We start from the raw sequence: 25,167 nt of genomic DNA, 5'->3' as shown, positions 1-25,167 counted from the left end.
GCCATCGGCCTCTGATCCGTGGCCCCGGCCTAACGAGGGGCGAAGGCCTGCAGCTTCGCGAAGAAGTCCTCGAAGATGAACCGCGCGTCGATCGAGTCGTACGTGCGGATCGCCCGGTTGTCGGCGGAGAAGTCGTACGACCCGTCGTGGCGGAAGTTCGGGGCGGGGCGCTCCACCCACGTGCCGCAGCCGGGGTGGAGCATCAGCCCGATCGCGGGGGAGTCGCCGAGCGCGCGGAACTCGATCGACAACCCGCTGTGCCGCTCGTTCCACTCGACGAGCTGGCGCACGAGGTACTCGCCGAGCTCGCCGTACGGCGCCACCTTCGCGTCGAGCTCGGCGTAGCCGACGGCCGTCATCCGGTACGTCGGCGCCGGGACCTGCCAGACCTCGAGCGCCGAGGAGAACACGACGTTCGCCGCCACGATGTCGTTGGACAGGTTGAACTCCGGCCGGCCGCCCCGGTCGCCCTGGCCGCCGCGCCCGTCGTAGCCGTCGCCGCCGATCCAGATCACGGTCACGTCGCGTTCGGCGATGCGCGGTTCGAGGAGCAGGGCGCAGGCCATGTCGGTCAGGGGGCCGAGGAAGGCCACGTACAGCGGCTCGGGGACGTCCCGCATGGCCTCTTCGACGATCAGCTCCGCGCCCGGCGACGGGACGGGGGTGACCACGTCGGGCAGCGCGTACGGGGCGCCGTCCTCGACCCTGACCGTGCCGTCGAGCTTCATCAGCCGCAGCAACAGGTCGATTTCCGCGCGGCTTTCCTCCAGGCTCGACCGGGTACGGCGGTTACCGAAATGTGCGGCGATCAGGCCGCGAATATCGAAGCTCGGGGACAGCAGGGCGTGCACGATGGCGAATTGGTCGTCCGCCTCGTTTTTGGCGTCGGTGTTGACGATCACTCTGCGCCGGTGGGAAAAGGTACGGCCCGCCATGCACACCCTTCCATCAAGCTTGAATATCCATTCAAGCAAGTATCTATATTCCGATATTATGTTGTGACATTTGTGGTGTCAAGGTCCCAGAGGATGACGGACAGCGCGTACGGCGAGATGGTGTGGTCGTCGTGCGTGGCGTCCTCGAGGAGCTCCCACCGCCCCCGCTCTGGCCGCCCGCCGGCGAGCAGCGCCACCCGGTCGCGTACCGGGGCGTGGTAGACCCGGTGCCCGACCCCGTTGAAGCAGCACTCGTCGAACCGGTTGAGGATCTGCAGCTGCCCCCGCCCCGGCCCCACCGACGCCAGCACGTACATGTCGAGGAAGTCGTCGGAGGCGCCCGCGTAGAACCCGGGCAGCGCCTCCTTGGTCTGCTCCCAGTCGCCGGTCGTGGGGCGCGGCTTGGGCGAGGCGGGACGCAGGAAGAACGGCAGCGACCCGGCCGTGGGATAGCTGCGGGTGACGCGCGGGTCCAGCGCCGAGAACACCGTCGTCGTCCAGCCGCCGCCCGACAGGCCGATCATCTCGACGGAGGCCGGCCGGTACGCGGCCTGCGCGTGGTTGAGGGTGACCGTGAGCGGTTCGAGGAAGAAGGTCAGGGCGGAGAACTCGGCGCTCTCCCAGGGCGGGAGCTCGCGGTGGGAGGGGTTCGGCAGCAGCTTCGCCGGGTCCTTGGGGTCGGCGATCTGCTGCTGGTTCCAGTGCTGGAACGGCATCGCGTACGCCATCACCCGGTAACCGCGGTCGAGCAGGGCCTGGACGGTGCGGAGCATGGTGTCGAACGGCTCGCCGTGGCCGTTGTGGTAGAGCGCGAGGCGCCGGTTCCACGCGCGGCTCGGGACGATGTCGTACACCTTGGCCGACACCTGGTAGCGCAGCGGGACCGTCAGCCGGTCGATCCGGCGGACGCCGGTCAGGGAGGCGAAGTCGGGGGCCGGCACGTCGCTCTCGACGGTGGGGAGCGTCTTGGGCCGGCCCGCGCCCTTCCAGATGTAGTCGACCATGTTCTGGCGTTTCGCGGCGAGGTCGGCGGCCGACGCGATGCCGATCAGCGGCTCGATGTCGACGCCCGCGACGGCGGCCGGCAGCGTCTTGTACTCGGGGCCGAACCTGGCCGCCACCTCCTGATTGACGGGCGCCACCGGCCGCGCCGCCCCCTTGCCCCCGTAGACGCCCCGGTCCGCCGCGTCGGTACGGCTCGCCGCCTCCGCCGGACCTGCGACGGCGGCCGCCCCGATGCCACCCAGCACTCCGCCCAGCAGAGTGCGCCTGCTCGCCAATCTGTCCATGCCGTCCATTCCTTTCACTCGGGATTCCATCCGCCCAGGACGTATGCGGGGTCGCTCCATCGCCCCGCCTCGGCGGCCGTGAGCTGACGGGAGCAGGGCAGCCGCTGCGCGGTGTCGATCGCGCGGCCGGTGGTGAGGTCGGTGCTGCCGTACTCCCAGAAGGAGAGGGTCTGTGCCTGCGCGCAGTCGTTCGGGTCGATGGCCCAGCCGACGGGGGCGATGTGCCCGTCCATCCTGGTGTCGATGAACACCGCCTGGCTGTGCGTGAACCGCCACACGGCGCTGCGGCTCAGCACCACGGAGCCGTCCGGCACGCCGGGGGCGCGCGTCAGCCTGGTGCGGACGAACACGGCGCCCGGCCTCGTCGCGTCGTTGCGGCTCTGCGAGATGTAGCCGGCGTCCGTCGACTCCAGCACCGAGTCCTGGATGAACACCGTGCCGGTGCCCCACACGAAGTCGGTGTCGCCGCTGATCCGGCTGCCGGTGACGAACCCCTTGCCCTGCAGGCGCAGGGTGTCCTGGTGGCTGCGCAGGTCGACGCGTTCGAGTGCGATCCGCTCGTTGTTGCCCCGGAACGCCTCCGCCTGCGAGCCGCCGTCGGGGGTCGTGTTGTGGAGTGTGAGGTTCTGCAGCCGGAAGTCCGCCGCGTCCACCCCGAACATGGCCCGCCAGCAGTTGTGCAGGTCCGAGGTCTCCAGGACGCGGCGCGGGCACACGTCGGCGGGGCCGCCCTGGCGCAGCGCGGCGTCGCCGTTCCGCAGGTCGTTGTTGGCGTACTGGATCACGGTCCGGCCCGCGCCCGCCCCGCGCACGGTGAGGTGGGGCCGGTCCTCGCGCACGTAGACGATCTCGGTGTAGACGCCCGGCCGGACGTCGATGGTCACGGGCGACCGGTTGCCGAGGGGCACGGCGTCGACGGCGCCCTGCACGGTGCAGAAGTCCCCGGTCCCGGCCCCGGAAACCGTCAGGTGCCGGGTCCGGACGCCCTGCTTGCGGGTTTTGAACTCCCACCTTCCGGGTTCCGGCACGCCGCCGAACCCCGTGAACACCTCGGGGTCGACGGTGACGTAGTACTCCTGCCCGTACTCGAGGCTCCGGTGCAGGTACACGTTGGCCGTGTTGCCGTCGATCATGATCGATTCGTACGAGAAATCGTGCGGCAGCCCCGTGTCGGAGACGGCGGCGCCGATGTTCTTCCTGTCGGCCCTGGCCGTGGCGGCTTCGACCCGGTCGACCAGCGTGCCGTCGGCCCGGCGCACCTCGATCGCGCCGGAGGAGCCCAGCGTCGGGGGCGCCGGGAAGGTGATCTTCAGGGGCGCGTCGACGCAGGTCGCCCTCGCCCGCCCCGGCACCGAGAACCGCACCCCCTCCCCATCGGTCATGGCCAGGGCGGCAGGCGGCGCGGTCGCGCCGGCGGGGGGTGCGGGGGTGAGGGATAAGGCGATCGCGGTGGCGACGAGCGCGGTGATCGGGGCCTTCACATTCACCTCTCAAGGAGCGAATGGATAGTTGGCTTTGAATATATATGTAGACGGCTCGACAAGATCGGTCAAGGGCGGGAGGTCTTGTCGGCTGGCGGGGGTTCGTGGCATGCTGGGCCGCCATCGCCCATGTGACACGTGTAGACTCGGCGCTTGACCTGGTCAGCGGCCGGAGGGCTTGAAGGAGCGAAGCCATGAAGAAGAGCCTGGCCCTGGTGAGCCTCCTGGCCGTGCTGGCCGCCGGGTGCGGATCCGGCGGCGGCGGGGGAGATTCGGCGTCGAAGACGCTGCGGTTCGTCGGCCCGGAGGATCCCAAGACGTTCCAGCCGGTCATCGACGGGTTCCAGGCCAAGAACCCCGGCGTCAAGGTCGCGTACACGCAGATCCCCTTCGACCAGCTCAACAGCACGCTGCAGCAGCGGCTGGCCGCCAAGGACGACACGATCGACGTCTACACCGTCGACCAGCCGCGCGTCGCGGCGCTGGCCACCCGGGGCTTCCTGGCCGACCTGAGCGACTGGAAGGACCGCGTCAAGCAGGCGGCCCTGCCCGCCCAGTACGAGGTCAACGAGCACAACGGCAAGCTCTGGGCCGTCCCCGTCTGGACCTCCGACCAGTTCCTCTTCTACAACAAGACCCTGCTGAAGAAGGCCGGGGTCACCCCGCCGCCGAGCGACCCCGCCAAGCGCTGGACGTGGGAGCAGACGATCGAGGCGGGCAAGAAGGCCCAGGCCGGGGCCGGCGCCCAGTGGGCGTTCATCCCCGAGCAGATCGAGCAGTACTACCAGCTGCAGAGCCTGGCCGAGTCGCTCGGCGGCGGCTCCGGGATCACCGGGCCCGACATGCTCACGCCCGACCTGACCACCGACGGCTGGGTGAAGGCGATGACCTGGTACCGCGACCTGTTCGCGAACAAGCTGGCGCCGCGCGGGGTCGGCTCGTTCCAGACCTCGCCGCTGTTCACCGAGGGCAAGGTGGCCTTCTTCGCGGGCGGCCCGTGGGACGTGGGCGTCTTCTCGGCGGCCAAGGACCTCGACTGGGGCGTGGCGCCGTACCCCTACTTCGAGGGCGGCAAGCAGGTGACGCCGACCGGCTCGTGGTCCTGGGGCATCAACCCGGCCTCGGAGAACCAGCAGCTCGCGCGCAAGTTCCTCGAGTACGGCGCGCTCGACCCCGAGGGCAACCTGCTGACCACGAAGGCCACCACGATCATCCCGTCGAACCGGGCCGCCTTCGAGAAGTACGTGCCCACCCTCGACGCGCTGGGCGGCGACAAGAGCAAGGGGGTCGGCGAGATCCTCACCTACGACGCCGACCACACGGCGGTCGCGCGGCCCAGGTCGGTGGGGTACATCCAGTTCGAGGACATCATGACCAAGGCGTTCGCCGACATCCGGAACGGCGCCGACCCCAAGACCCGGCTCGAACAGGCGACGCAGGAGGTCAAGACGGCCTGGGCCCAGCTGCGATGAGCGGCCGGTCGCGGACCGGGGTCGGGCGGCCGGTGCTGGTGTCGCTGGCGTTCCTGGCGCCCGCCCTGGTCGCGCTCCTCGTCCTCCGGCTGATCCCCGCCGCCATGGCGTTCGCCAGCAGCCTGAGCCACACCAGCCTGGTCAGCGGCGAGACCTCGTTCGTCGGCCTGGGCAACTACGCCACCCTCTTCGCCGACCCGACGTTCCTGCAGAGCGTCCGCGTCACGCTCGTGTTCAGCCTGATCGTCAATCCGCTGCAGATCGCCGCCGCCCTCGCCCTCGCGGTCCTGTTCACCCGCCGCTTCGCGGGCGTGCGGTTCCTGCGGGTGCTGGTGATCCTGCCGATCGCGGTGCCCCCGGCGGTCTCGGCGGCCATCTGGAGCGTCGCGTACCGGCCCGACGGCCTGCTCAACTCGGTGCTGAGCGTGCTGGGCATCTCGCCGCAGCCGTTCCTCACCTCGCCGGGCCAGGCCCTGTGGTCGCTGATCGTGCTGCTGTCGTGGATCGGCGTCGGCTACTGGATGATGTTCCTCATCGCCGGGCTCCAGGACATCCCCGCCTCCCTGTACGAGGCCGCCGCGATCGACGGGGCGTCGGCCTGGGCGCGCTTCTGGCATGTCACGCTGCCGCTGCTGCGCAGGCCGCTCGCGTTCGTGCTGGTGGCGGACACCGTCTCGAACTTCCTCGTCTTCGCCCCCGTGCAGATGCTGACCAACGGCGGCCCGCAGGGCTCCACCAACGTCACCATGTTCGACATCTTCACCCGCGCCTACTCCGTGGGTGACCTGAACCTCGCCCAGGCCGAGGTGATGCTGCTGGTGCTGCTCGTCCTGGCCGTGGTGATCGTGCAGTTCCGGCTGCTGCGGGGGAGGGACTGACCATGGTGTCCAGACGCCTGTACGCCCTGCTGGGCACGATCGTCGGCCTGGCCTTCGCGCTGCCCCTGCTCTGGGCCCTGTCCAGCTCGCTGCGCGGCGGCTCGGAGATCTTCCGGCACATCTCACAGCTGTCGTGGGAGACGCTCCTGCCGGCCGATCCCACGCTCGGCAACTACGCGAGCCTGGTCACCGGCGACTTCGGCCGCGCGATTCTCAACTCCCTGCTCGTGGCGCTGGTCACCGTGGCCGCGGGCCTGCTGATCTCGGCGGCGGCGGCGTTCGGGCTGTCGGCGGTGCGGTTCAGAGGCCAGGGGGCGCTGTTCGCGATCGTGGTGCTCAGCTTCCTCATCCCGTTCGACGCGATCGCGATCCCGCTCGCCACGCTGTTCCGCGACTGGGACCTGACGAACACCTACGCCGGGCTCATCCTCCCGGGCCTGGGCCACGGCCTGGCCATCTTCCTGCTGCGCCAGTTCTTCCTGGCCATCCCCAAGGACCTGGTGGAGGCGGCGCGCATCGACGGGCTCGGCTGGTTCGGCGTGTTCGCCCGGATCTACCTGCCGCTCTCGCGTCCCGCCCTGGTGAGCGCGGGCCTGACGCTGTTCATCTTCCAGTGGCAGTCGTACGTCTGGCCGCTGCTCATCGGCACCGACACCGCGCACCAGCTCGGCCCGATCGCCCTGGCCAACCTGCGCGGCCAGTTCACCATCGACTACGGCCAGCTGTTCGCGGGCTCGATCGTGCTGACGGTCATCCCGCTGCTGATCATCCTGCGCTTCCAGCGCCACTTCACGCAGTCCATCGCCACCACGGGCCTCAAATAACCTCCGAGAAGGGTCTTCATGAGTTCTCCGACCATGCGCGTCGTCTTCGACACCGACATCGGCTCCGACGTGGACGACGCGCTGGCGCTCGCCGTCCTGCTCGGCTCGCCCGAGGTGGACCTGCTCGGCTGCACGACCGTCTACGGTGACACGCTGCTGCGGGCGCGCCTGGCCAAGCGGCTCGTACGCCTCGCGAACCGCTCCCTGACCGTCATCCCGGGGGCGGCCCAGACCCTGACGGACCGGCCCGTCTGGTGGGCGGGCCACGAGGGCAGGCTCTTCACCGACCTGGAGACCGAGGCGGTGGACTCCGAGGACGCGGCGGCGTACCTGGTGGACCAGGTGAGCCGGGCGCCCGGCCAGGTGGACGTGGTGGCGGTGGGGCCCCTCACCAACCTCGCCAACGCCATGACGGCGTCCCCGTCGTTCGCCCGGGACGTCCGGCACCTGTGGATCATGGGAGGCCGCTTCGACGACCCCGAGCCCGAGCACAACCTGCGCTGCGATCCGGAGGCGGCGGCCATCGTCTTCGGCTCGGGGGCGCCCATCACGGTGACCGGCCTGGAGGTCACCACCACGGTCCGGATGGACGCGGCCGACGTGGCCGCCATCGCGGGGGCAGGGGCGCTGGGGGAGGCGCTGAAGGCGGAGATCGAGCAGTGGTGGCGGTTCTGGAACGAGGAGTGGAACAGCCCGCACGACCCGATCACGGTGCTGAGCATGCTGGTGCCCGGCCTGTTCACCTTCAGCCCGGAGGGGCGGGTGGAGGTGGGGGCGGACGGCTCCAGCACGTTCGTGCCCGGGGGCGGACGGACCCGGGTCACCGTCTCGGGCTCGCCTGAGCCCATCGCCCGGGACATCGTCCGCCGCATCGTGGCCGCGCAGGCCTGACCGCTACGACAGCCGGCAGGTCAACTCCGGCATGTACGGGTTCTGAGGCTGCTCGGCGACCGCGTTGCGGCCCTGGAACTTGAACTGGCACACCGACGTCGGCGTGATGTTCTTGCTCGTCATGCCGAAGCACGACAGGTTGGCCCAGCTGCCGGCGGCCATGCTGTAGCCCTCCGCCTTGCAGTATTCGTGGGCGTCGTTGAAGGTGATCGAGCCCTGGGAGGGCGCCGGCGGGCCGCTGCTCGGGGGCGGCGTGGTCTTGGTCGCCCTGGTCGTGGGCTTGCGGGTCGGCTTCTTGGTCGGTTTCTGGGAGGGCTCGACGACCTGGGCCTTCGTGCGCCGGGGCGTGTGGGTCTGGGTGGGCGTGCCCCGCGGGACGGTGCTCGAGCTGGGCATGGCCTCGGCCGACAACTTCCGCTTGGTGGCCGCCGGTTCGGGCGTGTCCTGGGCGAGCGGCGTCTCCGACACGCTGGGGGAGGGCGAGGGCACGGACACGGGCACCGACGCCGCCGAGGTCGTCCCCGCCGCCCTGTCGCCGGACGCGACGGGCGCCAGCGCGAAATAGCCGGCCACGGCGGCGACGAGCAGGGTCGCGCCCGCCGTACCCATGATCAGGCCGCGCCGCCGGTTGCTCGCAGCCTGCGAGGGGGCGACGGCGGGGCCTCGCGGGCGGGTGACCGGAACGGTGTTCCAGACGGGGGACGGAAGCGCGCGCAGGCGTTCGATCACCTGGGCGGCGGTGGGCCGCCGGTCCGGGGCCTTGGACAGGCACTCCTCCAGCAGCGTCCGCAGCGGCCCCTGCAGCCCGCCCAGGTCCGGCTCGCCGTGCAGGATCGCGTGCAGGACGCCGGGGATCGAGTCGCCGGAGAAGGCATGCTCCCCGGTGGCCGCGTAGACCATGGTCGCGGCCCAGGCGAACATGTCGCCGGCGGGCCCGACGCCGCCGCCGGAGATCTGCTCGGGCGCCATGTAGGCGGGGCTGCCGATGGCCTGGCTGCTGACGACCGACTGGCTGAGGTCCAGCGCCCGCGCGATGCCGAAGTCGATGACGACCGGGCCCTCGGGCCCGAGCAGCACGTTGCCGGGCTTGAAGTCGCGGTGCACCACCCCCGCCTCGTGGATGGCCATCAGGGCGGTCGCGGTGTTGATCGCCAGCCGCTGCAGCGCGGCCGCCCCGCGCGGCCCGTTGTCCCGTACGGCGGCGTGCAGCGACGGGCCGTCGACGAACTCGCTGACGATGTACGGCCTGCCCCCGTGGAACCCGCAGTCGAGCATCTGGGCCGTGCAGAAGAGCGCCACCCGCCGGGCGGTCTCCACCTCCTGCAGGAAACGTTTCTGCTCCCGCTGGTCGGCCATCAGGTGCGGGTGTAAGAGCTTGACCGCCACCAGCCCGCCGTCGTCGCCTCGCCCCACGTAGACGGTGCCCTGCCCGCCCACCCCGAGCCGCCCTTCCAGGCGGTAGGGCCCCACTGTTCTGGGGTCCTCGGCCAACAGGGCCAACACTTCGGCCACCAAGCCTCCAGCCGGTCAAATGGGCCAAGATCGTATCAGAGCGTTGCGCTGGGTAGTTAAGTGACGAGTCAGACGCCTGGGGCCCCTGGTGATCGGCTCGTCAGCGCAGTGAACCACAAAGTTTGCTCCATGGGCGAGGCCGATGTTGTCAATGATTCGGTACGAGGTTCCGATATGCCCGATTACCCGGCATATCGGACAGATGGTCGGCGCCCGCCATGGGCATAATGTTGGTTATATCGGCTCTTGGTGGCGTCTGGTGACCCACTCGCCCAAGCCGATGCGAGGCCATCGATGTCCAGTGCCACGCTGCGCACCTCGGCGCGAACGTACGCCGGCGAGCTGCCTGCGGAGGTGACCAGTTTCATCGGGCGTCGGCACGAAGTGGCGGCAGTCAAGCGCCTGCTGGCCGAGGCCCGCATGGTGACGCTCACCGGTCCCGGCGGCGTCGGCAAGACCCGCATGGCCCTGCGCGTCGCCACCGACCTGCGCCGGGCCTTCCCCGACGGGGTCTGGCTGGTCGAACTCGCCGAACTGGACAACCCGGCACTGCTGCCGCAGGCCGTGGTCGCCGCGCTGAAGATCCAGAGCCACGCCGCCCGGCCGCCCGTCCAGGTGGTCATCGAGCATCTGCGCGAACGGCGGGCGCTGGTCGTCCTGGACAACTGCGAGCACGTCCTGGACGAGTCCTGCCTGCTGGCCCAGGCGCTGCTGCGCTCCGCCCCCGAAGTCCGCATCCTGGCCACCAGCCGGCAGCCGCTCGGAGTCGTCGGCGAGCAGGCCTTCCCCGTGCCGACGTTGCCGCTGCCGAGCGGCGACCCCCAGAACGCCATGTCCGACGCGGTACGGCTCTTCGCCGAGCGGGCCACGGCCGTGCTGCCCGCTTTCACCGTCACCGACGAGAACCAGGACGCGATCGAGCAGATCTGCCGCCGCCTGGACGGCCTGCCGCTCGGCATCGAGCTCGCCGTCGTACGGCTGCGCGTGCTCTCGGTCCACCAGCTGCTCGACCGGCTGGACGATCTCTTCGGGCTGCTCACCGCGGGCTCGAGGGCCACGGCCTCCCGCCACCGGACGCTCCGCGCCCTGATCGACTGGAGTCACGGGCTCTGCACCGAGCACGAGCGCCTGCTGTGGGCGAGCCTGTCGGTGTTCACCGGCAGCCTGGACCTGGAGGCGGCCGAAGAGATCTGCGCCGGGGCCGGCCTCGGCCGCGACGAGATCCTCGACCTGATGATCGGCCTGGTGGAGAAGTCCGTCCTGATCCGGGAGGAGCACCCGTACGGGGTGCGGTTCCGGCTGCTGGACACGATCCGGCAGTACGGGCGTGAGCGCCTGGCCGCCTCCGGGCTGGAGCAGGAGCTGAAACACCGGTATCGCGACTACTACCGGCGGCTCTCGCACGAGGCGCAGGCGCAGCTGTTCGGCCCGTCGCAGGCCGAGCTGCTGACCCGGCTGCGCGCCGAGCATCCCAACCTGCGTACGGCCCTGGAGTACTGCCACGCCGAGCACGCCGGGCTCTGCATCGACATGGCGAGCGACCTGCTCGACCACTGGATCACCAGCAGCCACCTGGGCGAAGGGCGCGACTGGCTCGAACAGGGGCTCGCGCAGGCCGCCGGCCGCTCCGAGGTCAGGGCCCGGGCGTTCTGGGCCTGCGGGTCGCTCGCGATCATCCAGGGCGACCAGACCTCGGCCATCGGGCTGCTGGCCAAGAGCAGGACGCTCGGCGAGCAACTCGGGCTGAAATCGGTGCTCGGCTACGTCGAGCTCTACTCCGGGATGGTCGCCATGCACGCGGGAGACACCGTGTCGGCCGTCAGGTCCTTCGAGGAGGCGGTCACCCACCATCGCGCCGACGGCGACCCCGCGGGCGAGGTGCAGGCGCTGACCTGGCTCTCCCTCGCGCACTCGTTCCTCGGCGACTCCGAACGCGCCGTCACCGCCGCCGAGGAGGGCATCGCCGTCTGCGACGCCCATGGCGAGAGCTGGCACCGGGCGTACACGACGGCGGCGCTCGGCATCGAGCTCTGGCGCCAGGGCGACCTGCGGCGCGCGACCGCCCTGGAGCACGAGAGCCTGCGCGTCTTCCACGACCTGGACGACCCGGTCGGGGTCGGGCTCGCCGTCGAGGTGCTGGCCTGGATCGCCGCCGCACAAGGGGAGCGCGCCCGGGCCGGTGAGCTGCTGGGCGTGCTGCGCACCCTCTGGGAGGCGATCGGCGCGCCGCTGCTGGGATTCGGCCACCTCATCGGATACCACGACGAATGCGCGGCCCGTACGCGTTGCGACCTCGGCGAACAGGCCTTCCAGGCGGCCGTCAGACGCGGGGCCAGGCGCACCCCCGAACAGGCGCTCGCGTACGCCTTCAAGCAGGAGGCGCCCGCTCCCTGCCCGTCCGATGCGGCGGACCAGTACGCGCCGCTCACCCCGAGGGAGACGGAGATCGCCCAGCTCATCGCGCGGGGAATGAGGAACAAGGAGATCGCGGCGGCGCTGGTGATCGCTCAGCGCACGGTCGAAGGCCACATCGAGCATGTTCTGTGCAAACTCGGCTTCAACTCCAGGACCCAGATCGTCGGCTGGGTCGCCGAGCAGGCCCGCCGCGCGGGCGAGCGGCCTTCCGAAGGCGAGTGAGCATGCCCGTGAAAGCCACGATCCGGAACGCCCCAGAACGGCAGGCGGACCCGCAGCAGGGCGAAGCCTGCGGGTTCGTCGGCCGGCGGCACGAGATCTCCCAGGTCAGGCGGCTCCTGGCCACGACCCGCCTGCTGACCCTGACCGGCGTGGGCGGAGTCGGCAAGACCCGGCTGGCGCGACGCGTCAGCGAGCTCCTGCCGCGGCGGTACCGGGACGGGGTCCGGCTGGTGGAGCTGGCCACCATCGACGACGAGGACCTGCTGGCCCCCGCCGTGGCCGCCGCGCTGGGAATCCAGGACCGAACCCCGGACCTCGCGGCCCTGCTGATCGAGCACCTGGCGGACAAGCAGCTGCTGCTGGTGCTCGACAACTGCGAGCATCTGCTCGGCGCCTGCGCCCGGCTGGTGCAGCAGCTCCTGCGCGGCACCGTGCGGCTGCAGATCCTGGCCACCAGCCGCCAGTCGCTCGGGGTGTACGGCGAGCGGGTGCTCCCCGTGCCGTCGTTGCCGACCCCGCAGCCCGGCGACAGCACGCGCGACATCGCCCGGCGTGACGCCGTACGCCTCTTCGTGGAGCGGGCGGCGACGATCCGGCCAGGCTTCCTCGTCGACGCCGCCAACGCCCAGGCGATCGCCCGGCTGGCCCGGCGCCTGGACGGGATCCCGCTGGCCATCGAGCTGGCGGCGGTCCGGCTGCGGGCGACGTCGGTGGAAGACCTCGTGAACGAGCTCGACGAGCGCCTGGAAACGCCGGCCCTGTCCGCCGGGGAGGCCGGCCCCGGCACGCTCGCCCGCCACCAGACCCTGCGGGCGACCATGGACTGGAGTTTCGGGCTGTGCTCGTGCGGCGAGCGGCAGTTGTGGGAGCGGCTGTCGATGTTCCCGGGGGGTGTGGACGTGGAGACCGCCGAGGCCGTCTGCCCAGGGCAGGGGCTGGCCCGCGAGGACGTACTGGATCTGATGATGGGGCTCGTGGACAAGTCCATCCTGTGCGGGGCGGAGCCGCACGGCGCCGGGGCCCGTCACCGCATGCTGGAGACCATCCGCGCGTACGGCCGCGAGCAGATGCCCGCGGCGGAGGCGGAGGCGCTGCGCGAGCGCTACATCGACCACTATCGCCGGCTGGTGGAGCGGCTGCGCGTGGACCGCGTGGAGCCGGGCCAGACGGATCACTACCTGCGGCTGAAGCCGGAGCTGCCCAACGTGCGCGTCGCCCTCGACCTCTGCTTCGCCCGGCCCGGCGACGCTCCCGCGGGTCTGGAGATCGCCTCCGTGCTGTGGGCCGGCTGGCTTCTGTCCGGCGCTCTCGGCGAAGGCCGGCACTGGCTGAAACGCGGCCTCGCGCTCGTGCCCGGCTCGAGCGTCATCAGGGCGATGGGGCTGTGGGCCGACGGGCTGCTCGCCCACTACCAGGGCGATCCGGCGGGGGCGGCCGACGCGCGGGAGTGCCTGGTGCTCGCGCGGCGGCTGGGGGACGAGACGGCGCTCGCGTTCGCCCTCCAGCTCTCCGGCGTCGCGGCGTTGTGCGCGGGCGACGCCGAGGGCGGGCTCACGCTCCTGGAGGAGGCCCGCACCCGGCACTGGGCGCGAGGTGACATCCACGCCGCGGCTGTCACCCTGTATCTCGCCGCCCTCTTCGGCGCCATGATGAGCCCGGACCGGGCCGCCGGGTACGGTGATGAGCTCGTGACGCTGTGCGAAAATCGCGACGCGTCGCTCTTCCGCGCGTACGCGCTGTACGCGGTGGGCATGGCCCGCTGGGAGCAGGGCGACTGGCAGGAGACCGAGGCCAAGATGCGGGAGGTGGCCGCGTTCTGGGCCGCGGCGGACGACCGGTGGGGCCTTACCCAGTGCCTGGAGGTGCTGGCCTGGACGGCCGGGGCCCGCGGCCGGCACGAGCGGGCCGCCCGGCTGCTGGGCGCCGCCCACCTCCTGTGGGAGGCGGTCGCCTCCTCACCGATGCGGCTGCGGTACCAGGCGAGATCGCACCAGGAATGCGCCGAGCGGGCACGTCGCGCGCTGGGGGCACAGGCGTTCACGGCGGCTTTCCGCGACGGCACGCGGCGCGAGCTCTTCCGGGCGGTCGCGTACGCGCTGGAAGAGCCATGACAGACCGCCCGCGGCACGCCGGCGATGCAGCGGCGCGGCCGGGGGCTCGGTCCAGAGTGATCAGCGGTGCGGGCGGGGGCCCGGACACGGCGATGCAGCCGTGCGGACGGGGGCCCGGTGCAGGGCGATCGGCGGTGCAGGGTGATCAGCGGTGCAGGCGGGGCTCGGGGCAGCCGCAGGAGCCGCGGGTGACCAGGTGGGCGGAGAAGATCTTGGTGACCGGCTCCACGCCCTCCGACTCGATGGCCCTCACCAGCGTCTCCGTCGCGTGCTGGGCCATCTCGTCGATGGGCTGGCTGATCGTCGAGAGCCCCGGCACCGTGTACGCGGCCTCCCGCGCCCCGTCGAACCCCACCACCGCCACGTCCCCGGGCACCCGCAGCCCGAGGTCGGCGGCGGCGCGCATCGCGCCGATGGCCTGGCCGTCTATGGAGGCGAACAACGCCGTGGGACGGTCAGGCGGCGACAGCAGCCGCAGCGCGGCGTCGTAGCCGCCCTCCAGGCTCAGCTCGCCCTCCGCGACCAGCTCCGCCGGCGGTTCGACGCCGGCCTCCTGGAGCGCGCGACGCCAGCCCGCGGCCCTGAGCTGTACCGGGGTGATGTCCAGCGGGCCGCCGACGAAGCCGATGCGGCGGTGGCCGTGTTCCAGGAGGTGCCGGGTGGCCTGGTAGCCGCCCTCCTCGTCGTCCACCGCGAGGCGGGAGAAGAACGGCGGAGCCGCGTGGTCGATGGTGACCACCGGAACGCGTCCCCGCATCTCCTCGGCCTGATCGGGCGAGACCGGCACCCGCATCAGCACCAGCCCGTCGACCTGCCGCTCCAGGAACCCCCGGACATAGCCCTCCGCCCGCGCCGGATCCTCGGCCGAGTTGCCGAACAGCACCGAGTAGCCCCGCTGCCAGGCCACCTCCTCGCACGCCCGGGTGAACTGGCCGAAGAAGGGGCTCTTCCCGCCGGCGCTGTCGGAGGCGATCACGCCGATGGTCCACGAGCGGCGCGAACGCAGTGACCTGGCCACCGCGTTGGGGCGGTAGCCGAGCTGCTTGATGGCGTCCAGCACGCGCTGCCTGGCGGACTCCGAGACCGGCCGGGGCCCGTTGTTGATCACGTAGCTGACCACGGCGGGCGAGGTGCCCGCCAGCCGCGCCACGTCGTTGCGCGTCACCACTCGCGTCTCACCAGGTGCCTACAGCGTGGAGGCCCCATCCTTCAGCCTCAGGGCGGGGAGGAGAAGCGGAACGGTCGGGCACGGCGTTCTCCCGGGTTTGTCGGTGTCGATCGGTAGATTGATCGGCATGTCTCGCTACCGGCTCCAGCCTTCGCCTGCCCAGGAGCAGGCTCTGCTGGAGCACTGTGGGCATGCCCGGTTCGTGTGGAACTTGGCCGTCGAGCAGCACGCGCATTGGAAGCCGGGGCGTAAGAGTGCGCCGGGGTTCGCCGAGCAGTGCCGCCAGTTGACCGAGGCGCGAGCAGAGTTTGAGTGGTTGCGCGGCGGGTCGATCGTCGTGCAGCAGCAGGCGCTCAAGGACTTCGCCCAAGCCATGGCCAACTTCTTCGGCAAGACGCACCGTCGCCCGACGTGGCGCAGACGCGGACAGAGCGAAGGGTTCCGGATCGTCGCCGTCAAGGCCGGGGACGCGCGCCGCCTGTCCCGCAGTGTGGGCGAGGTGAAAGTTCCGAAGGTGGGGTGGGTGCGGTTCCGCTGGTCCCGGGTCATTCCGGAAGGTGTGAAGTCCTACCGGATCACCCGCGACCGGGCGGGACGCTGGCATGTCGCGTTCGCCGCGATCCCAGAGCCGATCCCCGCGCCCGGCACGGGCACGGCGGTCGGTGCTGACCGTGGCGTGGCCGTGTCGGCGGCGCTGTCCACCGGCGAGATGTTGAACGCGCCCACGCTTCGCGAGCAGGAGAAGGCGCGGCTCCGGCGGTTGCTGCGCAAGCTGGTCAAGGCCAAGCGCAGCAGCAACCGGCGCGGCAGGGTCAAAGCTGCGATCGCGAAGCTGAAAGCTCGCGAGGTCGACCGGCGCAAGGACTGGGTGGAGAAGACCTCCACCGATCTGGCCCGCCGATTCGACGTGATCGCCGTCGAAGACCTGAACATCAAGGGCATGACCCGCTCGGCCAAGGGCACCCTCGAAGCGCCTGGGAAGAATGTTCAAGCCAAGGCTGGGCTCAACCGCTCCATCCTTGCCGCAGGCTGGGGTCAGATCATCGAACGGCTGGAGCATAAAGCACTCGGCCGGGTGATCAAGGTCAACCCCGCGTACACGAGTCAGCGTTGCTCGGCGTGCGGGATCGTGGATGCGAAGTCGCGCAAGAGCCAAGCCGCCTTCGCCTGCCGGTCCTGCGGATACGCCTGCAACGCCGATGTGAACGCGGCACGCAACATCGAACACGCGGCAGGGCATGCCGTGTCTGCGCGGGAAGGGCCACGGGTTGCCGGGCGGGTGCACCGCGAACCTCAACCTCAACTCCTCATCACGTAGGAAACCGGGTTGGTATCCCCCTCGTTTACCAGGGGGAGGATGTCAAGAAACCAGCTTATGGGCTGGTCCCCGGTGAAGTGGGCCTCAGCCCTGAGCGCGCTCGGGAAGCCGACAACCATCTGCACATCTTCACCGCCGGAGAGCGGCGTTACGGCTAGCCCCCGCTCGAATTGACGACGGCCTGTTGGACGAGACGACGACCACCCTGGCCGACGTGGCGGGTGGCGTGGGCGCGCGGATCAGCTGGGAGCGTGAGATCGTTGTCGAGCGGGCGACGGTGGCCGAGGAGGATGTCCGGTATCCGGCGGTCGTGGCGGGAGAAGGCGCCTGCCCGCCGGAGGACTGTGGTGGGAGGTGGGGATACCGCCTGTTCCGGGCCGCTCTGGCCGATCCCCGCCATGAGGAGCACGAGCACTTGGTGCGATGGGCGGGGCTGACCAGCGCCGCGGAGTTAGATCCGAAGCGTTTTGAACTGGCGGCGGTCCGGCGAGCGGTGCTGACCATCGCTTGATATCCGCTTCATTTGGTCAACAAGAGGGCGAAGTTCCAAGGCGAGCACTGCAGGAGTGGCGTCCGGCTGCGCCCGGTTGCGGTGGTTGCGCCAAGATAGAGCGGTTGAGTACGAGCTCAGGCTCCGTTGTCGTCACGATGTACGACGACGGAGCCCTTGCCGCGCTTGGTGATGATCAGCCCTTGCTCTCGAATGATCTTCATGGCCAGGCGCACAGTTGGCCGGGCAACGCCGAACTCCTGTTCAAGGGCCACCTCGGATAGGACGGTTTGCGGCGGGTAGACGCCGGATCGGATGCGCTCGCTAAGGGTCTCCGCAATCTGCTCGTACTTGTAGAGCGTTGCGTCCCATTCGATGTCTTCAGAGTCCGTCACATACATAACGCTACGAAGCCATTGACGTGTATGCATAGAACTGCTAAGGACCTCTTGAGAGGTAATATCTATAGACAGGACCTCACAGGTTGGCTAGAGTGAATGACGCTCAGTGATCCAGCCAGCCATGGCCAGACGGAAGGAGATCGCGTGATGGATCTGTACGGCAGCAAGCTTGGCGACGTGTCGTTCACCAAGATCTGCGGCGGAAATCAGCAGGAGGAGAACATGGAGAGCTGTGTCCTGATCGCCCCGATCCCCGGCGTGGAGGACGCCTACGCCCTGCGTGACTCGAAGAACCCGGACGCCGGGACCCTCCGATTCACCGGTGACGAGCTTCGCGCGGCCGGGATCGCCACTGTCTAGGCGTCCCCCCGAGGACGGCGGTCCCTGCTTGATCGAAGCAAACAGGGGCCGCCGCCTCCCAGGATCGTACGGGAGCTCCTCGCCATGCACTGGCACGCCTACCACTGGATCGGCGCCGGAGTCGATCGCGCCAACGAGGCCGAGCGTCGGCCGAGCTCGTCCGACTTCCTCTCTTCGGTGCTGCCGCCGATGCGGACCGGCGACTGGCTGGCCAAGCCGGCATCGCGCATCGCGGCGACGTTCTACGAGGTCGAGCAGGCGGCGGACTGGATGGCGGGCGTGTACGCGAAGGTGGGCGAGGCGCTTCTGCTGCCCGAAGGAGTGCCTCTTGGGGACCGGCTGGAGATCGCCCTCGATCTGCTGCCCCGCGGTGTGGACGTGCAGTGGGGCGAATGGCTGCAGGGAGGCCGGTTCGCCACGATCGGTGTGATCTGCTGCCCGAACCAGCATGTCGCCCACCCTTGCCCGACCCGCTCAGGGCGAACACTGCGTTGAGCGGCACCCCGTTGCCGGGAACTTGAACAGCACGATCGGCCCTGGAGGTCGGCATGATGACGGAGGAATTGCACGGCCCGCATGTGAAGCCGCTGAAAGAGGCGTACGTGGCCATCGACTGGTCCGCCCCGATGGCCAGATGCAACTCCGTCAGGGTTTGCGGCTACACGTGCGACTGCTCGCCGACGATGTACGAGCTCTGCGTGGCGGGCGGCCTCGGCCATATCCGCCGAACGGAGAGGTCCGCCAAGGGCGACCGGGTCAGCGAGAGCCCGTGGCTCCGAGACGCGGAGGCGAAGCGCCTGTGGCACGACCTCCTTGAGGGGGACGCGCGGTAGCGTTTCCGCAGGTGAACTGGAAGGTGGCGTTCTGGAGGAAATGCCGGCCCGGCAACTGCGCCTGATCATGCTCGGTCACTCAGCGGTGGTCACCGATAACGGCTGGTTATGGCGAGCTGTCGTGCGGCGAGGGCTGTGTCACCGTACAAGGTTGTGGCAGGTGATGCGGCTGGGTTGGAGGAGGCACTGGCCCGGGTGGTGCGACTGGCCGGCGATCACGTCGGCGCACTCGACTCCAGCATGCGTTACCTGGCGGCCCGCGCCTGGGTCGGCGGCGGCGCGGGCGCTTTCACGCAGGCCATGGGGGAGCAGCGGGCCCGGTTGCAGCGTGCCTTCGAGACCGCCGCCGCGCAGCTCGCCGAGCGCATCCGCGTCCTCGGCGGGTACGCCGCCGCGCCGTCGCTGTCCGCCTCGCTCGCCGCCACCCCGTCCGCGCGCGGCGGCTACGCAGGGATGGACGTGGAGGCGATGACCCGCATGGTGGCGGACCTGGAGCGCGCTGGGCACAACCTGCCGGCCGCGGGAGGCCGGCTCTCGGTGGAGTTGGCCGCCGCGGGCGTCAGTGCCGTACCCGCCCAGCAGGTCGCGGACGTGGGCGCCTGGGCCGCCGGGCAGGTCGTCGACCTGCGCAGACGGCTGACCGTGCTCCAGCGGCGCCCCGACGGCGAGGCGGGCACTGCGGCCGTGCTCGGCTTCGGGCTGTTCGGCGGGTCCGCCCCCGGCCCTGGCCGCCTCGGTTTCCTGCTGGCCGCCGCCGCGGCCGGCGACACCTCGGCGCTGGAGAAGCTGGTGGCGGCGCAGAACGCCGGCAAGGACCCGACCCTCGCCGCCCGGGTCGCCGCCTGGTGGCAACTGCTCGACCCGTTCGCTCGTCAGCGGCTCATCGACACCGCGCCGCAACTGGTCGGCTCCCTCAACGGCGTGCCCGCCGCCACCCGCGACAGTGCGAACCGGGCCTACCTGGCCCTACGCAAGGACGCCATCGCCAAGCGGCTGGCGGAGCTCCGGGTCCTGGACGAGTTCCTGGCGAAGGGGGTCATCGCGGCGGACGCGTGGCGGCGGATGAGCATCCACCGTGAGATCGAGGAACTGGAGCGGCAGCGGCGCCAGATCGACGCCGTCACCGAGAGCCTGGCCCTGGGCGGGGTCAACGGCCGCCCGCCCGCGTTCCTGCTCGCCCTCGAACTGGGCGGGCTCGGCAAGGCCGCCATCTCCTTCGGCGACCCCGACAAGGCCGACTCGGTGGTCACCTCCGTGCCGGGCACGGGCAGCACTCTGGAGGGGATCGGCGCCGACGTGGCCCGCGCCGGAACCCTGTGGGACCAGGCGAACCGTTCGGCCCCCCGCACGAAGACCGCCTCGATCCTGTGGCTCGGCTACACGGCCCCGCAACTCGACGCCGGGATCCTCCGGGCCGCCACCTCCGTGGCCGCACCCCACCTCGCCCAGGCCGGGGCCGGCCCGCTGGCCGCCTTCCTCGACGGCCTGCACGCCACCCACCAGTCGGCCGGCACACCGCGCTTCACCGTCCTGGGCCACAGCTACGGGAGCGTGGTGACGGGCATCGCCGCCCAGACTCGGAAGGGGGCGTTCGCCGATCAGCTCATTCTGGTGGGGAGCCCGGGGACGATGGCGCTGCGGGCGAGCGATCTGGGCGTCAAGCAGGTGTGGGTGGGGGAGTCACCACAGGACCCCGTCGCCGACCTGGGGCATGTTCCGCTGAGCGGCGGCCGGCACCCCGTCACGGGCATCCTGCAACCCGCCCTCCCCAACGGCCCAGGCCCCTTCGGCACCGACCCCAGCAACATCACCTTCGGCGCGCAGCGTTTCCGTGTCGATGAGACGCCGGTCTCGGGTTTCCTGGGTTTTACTGGGTACGACATCGAAACTCACTCGGGCTATTGGGACATTGACTCCAGCTCATTGAGGAACATGGGGCTCATCATCACCGGCCAGTATGAGGACGTGGCGAAGATGCCGACGCCGAAGCCGGTGTCCCCGCCGTTGCCCATTCCGCAGCCCTCACCCACCCCGCCGGGAGAGTAGATGTTCCGCTCTGTGAGGTTGATCATCGCTGTTGCGGTCCTCGTCTCCGGGTGCGGGCCCGGCGGACCTCGAAGGGGGGTGATGAACGCATCGGCCGACAAGCCGACGATTACCAAGGCCCAGGCGCTCGCCCGGATCGAGCAACTCATCAACGGGACCGTCAGTGTCATCCATCCCAAGCCCGAGCTGGAGCTGCACCGGCCCAGTCTCAACGACGGTCTCTGTCTCGACCCGCTCGACGGAGGCTCGGAAGAGCGGATCGTGGTCAACCGTGCGTACTTTTTGCACGGGCTGTCCCAGGATGCGACGAAACTCAAAGAAGTGATCGCCCAAGTAAAGGCGTACTGGCAGAGCCAGGGCCACCACATTCAGACCGAGTCCGAGAACGGCCTGCAGCTCTACGGCCGCTCGCGCCCTGACGACTTCTATATCACCATCGGAAGGTCGGAGGGTGACGTGCTCACCTTGGGCTCCACCTCCACCTGCCTGTGGCCCAACGGCACCCCTAAGCCCTCCTCCACCCCCTGACTCCGTCAGACCGTTTCCGTTGGGATGGTGATCGAAGAGGGGTCAGGCCGCGCTGTCTGGAGGCTTCTTCATTGACGGGCGATCGCAAGGTCCGATCGCCGAGTCGACGACCAAGTCGAGGCGTGCGCCGAGTGCCTCGACATGGCGAGCGATGACATCGAGAGAGCCCACCTCGACATGATCGCTGCAACGTCTTTCTGCCCAAGCCGCACTCTTTCCGCACTTCGGCCAGCGGGAGGTTTCCCACCGCTCCCAGTTGCCTGCCTTGTCACCGCCCAGGGCGTGTTTCAAAGACGGCCCCGCCTGAGACTCCGTGTGCGAAGGGCAGTCTCAGGCAGGGCTGTTTGCCGTCCAGTGATTGGCCGGCCTCCCGGGGCGCTAGTTGATCACTTTGGGTGGGGGCCCGCCGATCCTTTGCAGCTCGGATCGGATGGCGGTGAAGCAGTCGTTCATATGGCGGCGAAGGCCGGCGAGTTCATCACCGAGGGCCGCGAGGTCTTGTCTCATCTCGGCCCGGATGTCGGCGAGATCCGCCGGCACCAGGGCAATGCCGGTCGTCTTGGAGCTGTCGTCTCCGGGCTGCATGCTCTCCTCGAGTGCCCGGATACGCGCTATCAAAGTGAGGATCTGTGCCTCTATGTTCACCGCATTCCTGCCTTTGCGAAGGTGGGAAGGGCAATCCCGCACCAGTGGGTGGGTGCAAGGTCTGACAGTGAGCACAGTGGCACACAGCTGGGATTCGTGCAGGTCATCGCCCCGTGCGCGGGTGTGATTGTTTCTCCCGGTGTCCGGCGTGTTTCTCCCCCAGGATGAGATTGGGTGCTGGCGGCTCGGGCGCGAAAGGGGCCCGTTCTGGCGAAATGAGGGCAGGGCGGAAGGGGCGGCGGCTTTGATCATGGTTCGAAGTTCGGGCGCAGGCGGGCCTCGCTGTACGGGACAAGCCGTACGGGCCCGATGAGGCCGTACGGTTGGCGGGGTAGGCCGCCGTAGACCGCCGGGTCCGCCGCCCTGAGGCGGTTGCCGAGCGGTGTCGCCACCTCCACCTCGATGGTGTTGGCCCCCCGCCTGAGATACGGCCCCACGTCCACCACCGGGTTGATCTGGTTCACCGGGTCCAGGCGCCGGCCGTTGACGCGGACCCGGCACGTGTCCGTCACCTCTCCGAGCTCCAGGTACGCCCCGCCCTCCCAGTCCACCTCCACCCGGGTGGTGTACGTGCCGACGCCCGACACGTCGGCCAGCGTGGGAAGGTCCGTCCAGGCGGTGAGAGGGTCGAGGTCCAGCGAGTGTTCCAGCTTGACTGTCTCCACCGGTGACGGGCCGGGCTGCCAGTCCTCCACCGTGAGGTGCCATGACGACAGAGGCACGGGCGCGGGGAGCGGGCCGATCGATGTGGTGACGGCGCGGCCGTTCGAGAGTTCGGCGGTGTAGGTCCCGGCGCGGGAGGCCCGTAGCAGCAGGGCGTCGCCGGTGTGCCTGACGAGGTCCGCGTCGGTCGCCGTGACGTGCGGGCCTCGCCACGGCGGTGTTCCGAACAGCCCCGGCGGGCCGATGGCCACGAGCATCGACTCGCCCGGCTGCAGCCGCACCCGCAGCCGGATCCCGTCGCCGTCGGACGTGTAGAGCGCCAGGCGTTCGGCCCGGCCGGTCCACGGGTTCAGGAGGTACGGGACGCCGTCGCGGGACGTGTGCGCCAGCGTGACGTCGTGGTCGATGGGCGCCACCGGTGGCTTCGGGTTCTCGGTGTGCTTGCCGTTGCAGAGGTAGTAGTAGTCCACCTCGCCGGCCACCCGGCGGGCCGCCAGCAGGGTGGATGCGGTGGCGTACCGGATGTCGGGCCGCACCCCGAGGGTGGCGAGCGCGTCCGGGAGCTCGGCCTGGTCCGCGATCAGCCGGACGAACGGCTCGGCCAGCAGGTCGGCCAGAACCGCTCGAAGCCGCTCGTTCTCCCCCTCTGCGGCCACCCCGGGCACCGAGGCGGACCGCCACGCGCCGAGGAGCACGATGGGCAGCCCGGCCCGCGCGAACGACAGCAGCCGCCGGGCCACCGCGACCGTCATCGTGCACTCGGAGGCGTAGAAGCGGTCGCCCTCCACGAACAGCGCCTTGTAGGCGGGCCCGGAAGGCGCCAGCCGCCGGCCCGAGACGCGGGCGGCGGGCAGGTCGAGCAGGGGCGCGCTGACGAACTGGTGGGTCCACCCGGTGGGGACGCCGCTCGCGGTGAACCAGGCGGCGCCGATGCCGGTCTTGGTGTAGCCGGTCTGCCGCAGGACCGCGACGTCGGCCCGCGGGGCGCCCTCCCGCAGAACCAGGTGAACGCGGGCGAAATATCCGGAAATATCGCCGACGTGCCCCCAGGTGGGCTGCCGCGGCCCCCATGACTCCGCGTACCCGGCCGTCCCCGAATAGGGGGTGAAGGCGGCGAACCCGGGCCAGGTCGCGCCGGGCGCGGTGGCGTAGGAGAAGCCGTGCAGGACGACCTGGTTGAGCCCCGCCGCGTACGCGCCCCCCACAGTACGCAGCAGCTTCTTCCAGGTCGTCGTGTACGCCCCGCCCGCGTACGCCCCCGCCTCGCACGACAGCACCTCGTGCCCCGCCAGGTCCCGGCCACCGGCCAGGCAGCGGTAGTCGTCGAGGTTCTTGAAGCCGAGCGACTCGCCCTCGGGCACGTCGAGGACGGCCGCGGCGGCGATGGCGTCGGTCTGCAGCCCGTACGGCTGCGCGCGCAGCTCCAGGCCGATCGAATGTGCCCAGTCGCGCAGCATCCCGAAGTGGTGCTCGTTGAACAGCTCGGACACCGTGTCCCAGTAGTCCTTGCGGGCATGCCTGGTCAGCACGGCGTCGTACGCGAAGACCGGGTCCTCGTCCGCCAGCACCACCACCGGCAGGAACGGCGCCAGCGAGTACCCCCGCCGCCGCTCGAACTCCGCGAGCAGCCCCGGCGTCCACGGCAGCGCGTCGCTCTCGATCTCGATGGAGTCCTCGAACAGCGCACCGCCCGCCCGCTTCAGCAGCCGCCGCACGGTGGGCGTGAGCAGCCGGGACTCCCAGTAGTCGATCACCGCCTGGGTGCCCGCCCGGCTGAAGTGGTCCACCACGTACGCCTCGGGCGCCGTGTGCGGGCCGGACTCGGGGCGCTGGCCCGAGCCCCGCTCCCAGTACGCGATCAGCACCCACTCGCCCTCGGCGGGCGCCGTCCAGTCGACGCGCCCGTCGCTCACGGGCACCCGTACCACCGAGGCGGGGTCGAGGCCGGTCTCCTTGCGGGTGGAGTTCGCGGGGTCGAGCCGGGCCGCCTGGACCAGCAGTGGCGTTCGCGCCGGACGCCCGGCGACGGCGGGTGGCGGCGCCTCGCCCGCGTACGTGGCGCCCGCGGCCACGGCGACCGAGCCGTGCGCCAGCTCCTTGACCGTGGCGGGGTGCTCGGGCGTGATCGTGGGGACGGCGGCCGGCCAGGAGGGGCCGATGGTGAGGTCGACGGTCAGGCCACGCCGGGCGGCCTGGTCGAGCGCGGCCTCGACGGCGGCGTTCCAGGCGGGGGTGCCCCAGCCGTGCCCGGCCGGGTCCAGCAGCGACTTGTCGCGGATGCTGTGGTGCACCGCCGCGATCTCCGCCCCGCCGAACCCGGCGTCCGCGAGCCGGTCCACCTCCCGCCGGAGCTCGGCGGGATCGACGTGGGCGTCGGGCCACCACCAGCGCACCATCGGGCGCACGGCCCGGCGCGGCCGCGCGAACCACCCCGCCCCTGGAGGACCGGAGGCGGCAGCGGAGGCGGAGGCGGAGGAGGGCGAGCCGGAGGCGAGGGTGACGGCGAGGGTCGCGGTGAAGAGGAAGCCGCGGCGCGAGAGGTCGTCCATGATGCGTGCGCTCCAGGGGGTGCGGCGCCCGCGCGACGGACGCGGGTGCAGGCTGCTCGGAGGCGAGGAGGCTCGGGGCTGGGGGGCGAGGGGGCGAGGGCCTGGCCCGGCCGGACCCAGGCCCGGGGGCGAGGGC

The 25,167-nt window shown here is 70.6% G+C and carries 21 protein-coding genes; 13 read left to right on the top strand and 8 right to left on the bottom strand.

The window, feature by feature from the left end:
- Positions 1 to 29: 29 nt before the first annotated feature.
- From ABZS69_RS51015 to ABZS69_RS51005, 3 genes are read right to left on the bottom strand one after another with little or no spacing between them, the layout of a single operon-like run.
- The gene (locus ABZS69_RS51015; RefSeq protein ID WP_355387407.1) at positions 30 to 935 is read right to left on the bottom strand and encodes a nucleoside hydrolase; all 906 of its coding nucleotides are present in this window, start codon (positions 933 to 935) and stop codon (positions 30 to 32) included.
- Positions 936 to 991: 56 nt separating this feature from the next.
- The gene (locus ABZS69_RS51010) at positions 992 to 2,224 is read right to left on the bottom strand and encodes a hypothetical protein (RefSeq protein ID WP_355387404.1); all 1,233 of its coding nucleotides are present in this window, start codon (positions 2,222 to 2,224) and stop codon (positions 992 to 994) included.
- A gap of 14 nt (positions 2,225 to 2,238) precedes the next feature.
- The gene (locus ABZS69_RS51005) at positions 2,239 to 3,705 is read right to left on the bottom strand and encodes a pectinesterase family protein (protein ID WP_355387402.1); all 1,467 of its coding nucleotides are present in this window, start codon (positions 3,703 to 3,705) and stop codon (positions 2,239 to 2,241) included.
- Between the two features lie 194 nt (positions 3,706 to 3,899).
- On the opposite strand from ABZS69_RS51005, the gene ABZS69_RS51000 reads away from it, so the two are divergent.
- From ABZS69_RS51000 to ABZS69_RS50985, 4 genes are read left to right on the top strand one after another with little or no spacing between them, the layout of a single operon-like run.
- On the top strand, positions 3,900 to 5,177 hold the full coding sequence (locus tag ABZS69_RS51000; protein ID WP_355387399.1) for a sugar ABC transporter substrate-binding protein: 1,278 nt from the start codon (positions 3,900 to 3,902) through the stop codon (positions 5,175 to 5,177).
- Positions 5,174 to 6,055 (top strand): sugar ABC transporter permease, encoded by an 882-nt coding sequence (locus ABZS69_RS50995; RefSeq protein ID WP_355387396.1) that lies wholly within the window; start codon positions 5,174 to 5,176, stop codon positions 6,053 to 6,055. The genes ABZS69_RS51000 and ABZS69_RS50995 overlap by 4 nt, the downstream gene beginning before the upstream one ends.
- A gap of 2 nt (positions 6,056 to 6,057) precedes the next feature.
- Entirely contained in the window at positions 6,058 to 6,879 is an 822-nt protein-coding gene (locus tag ABZS69_RS50990; RefSeq protein ID WP_355387393.1) for a carbohydrate ABC transporter permease, read from the top strand.
- 18 nt (positions 6,880 to 6,897) lie between these two features.
- Complete coding sequence (locus ABZS69_RS50985) at positions 6,898 to 7,770, top strand: nucleoside hydrolase (protein ID WP_355387390.1); 873 nt, start codon at positions 6,898 to 6,900, stop codon at positions 7,768 to 7,770.
- Between the two features lie 3 nt (positions 7,771 to 7,773).
- Here ABZS69_RS50985 and ABZS69_RS50980 read toward each other — a convergent pair whose 3' ends face one another.
- Positions 7,774 to 9,282: a serine/threonine-protein kinase gene (locus tag ABZS69_RS50980; protein ID WP_355387387.1), complete on the bottom strand. Its 1,509-nt coding sequence runs from the start codon at positions 9,280 to 9,282 to the stop codon at positions 7,774 to 7,776.
- 294 nt (positions 9,283 to 9,576) lie between these two features.
- Here ABZS69_RS50980 and ABZS69_RS50975 point away from each other — a divergent pair, with 294 nt between their 5' ends.
- Together ABZS69_RS50975 and ABZS69_RS50970 are read left to right on the top strand one after the other, a co-directional pair.
- The gene (locus tag ABZS69_RS50975; protein WP_355387384.1) at positions 9,577 to 11,919 is read left to right on the top strand and encodes a LuxR C-terminal-related transcriptional regulator; all 2,343 of its coding nucleotides are present in this window, start codon (positions 9,577 to 9,579) and stop codon (positions 11,917 to 11,919) included.
- 8 nt (positions 11,920 to 11,927) lie between these two features.
- Positions 11,928 to 14,030 carry an AAA family ATPase gene (locus ABZS69_RS50970; protein WP_355387381.1) on the top strand — a complete coding sequence of 701 codons (2,103 nt, stop codon included), beginning with the start codon at positions 11,928 to 11,930 and terminating at the stop codon, positions 14,028 to 14,030.
- A 145-nt stretch (positions 14,031 to 14,175) separates the two neighbouring features.
- Here ABZS69_RS50970 and ABZS69_RS50965 read toward each other — a convergent pair whose 3' ends face one another.
- On the bottom strand, positions 14,176 to 15,195 hold the full coding sequence (locus ABZS69_RS50965) for a LacI family DNA-binding transcriptional regulator (protein WP_355387378.1): 1,020 nt from the start codon (positions 15,193 to 15,195) through the stop codon (positions 14,176 to 14,178).
- Between the two features lie 130 nt (positions 15,196 to 15,325).
- Here ABZS69_RS50965 and ABZS69_RS50960 point away from each other — a divergent pair, with 130 nt between their 5' ends.
- Both ABZS69_RS50960 and ABZS69_RS50955 read left to right on the top strand, forming a co-directional pair.
- On the top strand, positions 15,326 to 16,516 hold the full coding sequence (locus tag ABZS69_RS50960; protein ID WP_355387375.1) for a transposase: 1,191 nt from the start codon (positions 15,326 to 15,328) through the stop codon (positions 16,514 to 16,516).
- Between the two features lie 184 nt (positions 16,517 to 16,700).
- Positions 16,701 to 17,027 carry a plasmid pRiA4b ORF-3 family protein gene (locus ABZS69_RS50955; protein ID WP_355387372.1) on the top strand — a complete coding sequence of 109 codons (327 nt, stop codon included), beginning with the start codon at positions 16,701 to 16,703 and terminating at the stop codon, positions 17,025 to 17,027.
- A gap of 116 nt (positions 17,028 to 17,143) precedes the next feature.
- Here the strand turns inward: ABZS69_RS50955 and ABZS69_RS50950 are convergent, their stop codons facing one another.
- Positions 17,144 to 17,401 carry a winged helix-turn-helix domain-containing protein gene (locus ABZS69_RS50950; RefSeq protein ID WP_355387369.1) on the bottom strand — a complete coding sequence of 86 codons (258 nt, stop codon included), beginning with the start codon at positions 17,399 to 17,401 and terminating at the stop codon, positions 17,144 to 17,146.
- 153 nt (positions 17,402 to 17,554) lie between these two features.
- On the opposite strand from ABZS69_RS50950, the gene ABZS69_RS50945 reads away from it, so the two are divergent.
- The 5 genes from ABZS69_RS50945 to ABZS69_RS50925 all read left to right on the top strand — a co-directional run bounded on the left by ABZS69_RS50945 (position 17,555) and on the right by ABZS69_RS50925 (position 21,174).
- Positions 17,555 to 17,767, top strand: a complete 213-nt coding sequence (locus tag ABZS69_RS50945) for a DUF397 domain-containing protein (RefSeq protein WP_355387513.1) — start codon at positions 17,555 to 17,557, stop codon at positions 17,765 to 17,767.
- 84 nt (positions 17,768 to 17,851) lie between these two features.
- Positions 17,852 to 18,262 (top strand): hypothetical protein, encoded by a 411-nt coding sequence (locus ABZS69_RS50940; RefSeq protein WP_355387366.1) that lies wholly within the window; start codon positions 17,852 to 17,854, stop codon positions 18,260 to 18,262.
- A 53-nt stretch (positions 18,263 to 18,315) separates the two neighbouring features.
- Positions 18,316 to 18,600 (top strand): hypothetical protein, encoded by a 285-nt coding sequence (locus ABZS69_RS50935; RefSeq protein ID WP_355387363.1) that lies wholly within the window; start codon positions 18,316 to 18,318, stop codon positions 18,598 to 18,600.
- Positions 18,601 to 18,774: 174 nt separating this feature from the next.
- Positions 18,775 to 20,646 carry an alpha/beta hydrolase gene (locus tag ABZS69_RS50930; protein ID WP_355387360.1) on the top strand — a complete coding sequence of 624 codons (1,872 nt, stop codon included), beginning with the start codon at positions 18,775 to 18,777 and terminating at the stop codon, positions 20,644 to 20,646.
- Between the two features lie 81 nt (positions 20,647 to 20,727).
- Positions 20,728 to 21,174 carry a hypothetical protein gene (locus ABZS69_RS50925; RefSeq protein WP_355387357.1) on the top strand — a complete coding sequence of 149 codons (447 nt, stop codon included), beginning with the start codon at positions 20,728 to 20,730 and terminating at the stop codon, positions 21,172 to 21,174.
- A 378-nt stretch (positions 21,175 to 21,552) separates the two neighbouring features.
- Here the strand turns inward: ABZS69_RS50925 and ABZS69_RS50920 are convergent, their stop codons facing one another.
- Together ABZS69_RS50920 and ABZS69_RS50915 are read right to left on the bottom strand one after the other, a co-directional pair.
- A complete protein-coding gene (locus ABZS69_RS50920; RefSeq protein WP_355387355.1) occupies positions 21,553 to 21,819 on the bottom strand; it encodes a hypothetical protein in 267 nt (88 codons plus the stop codon).
- A gap of 248 nt (positions 21,820 to 22,067) precedes the next feature.
- Positions 22,068 to 25,031 (bottom strand): glycosyl hydrolase, encoded by a 2,964-nt coding sequence (locus ABZS69_RS50915; RefSeq protein ID WP_355387352.1) that lies wholly within the window; start codon positions 25,029 to 25,031, stop codon positions 22,068 to 22,070.
- Between the last annotated feature and the right edge of the window lie 136 nt (positions 25,032 to 25,167).

Source organism: Nonomuraea sp. NPDC005650, from assembly GCF_040605375.1.
In the GTDB taxonomy this organism is placed as follows: domain Bacteria; phylum Actinomycetota; class Actinomycetes; order Streptosporangiales; family Streptosporangiaceae; genus Nonomuraea.
Note: the sequence above shows the minus strand (reverse complement) of the source record. Positions and strands in the feature narration are given on the sequence as shown.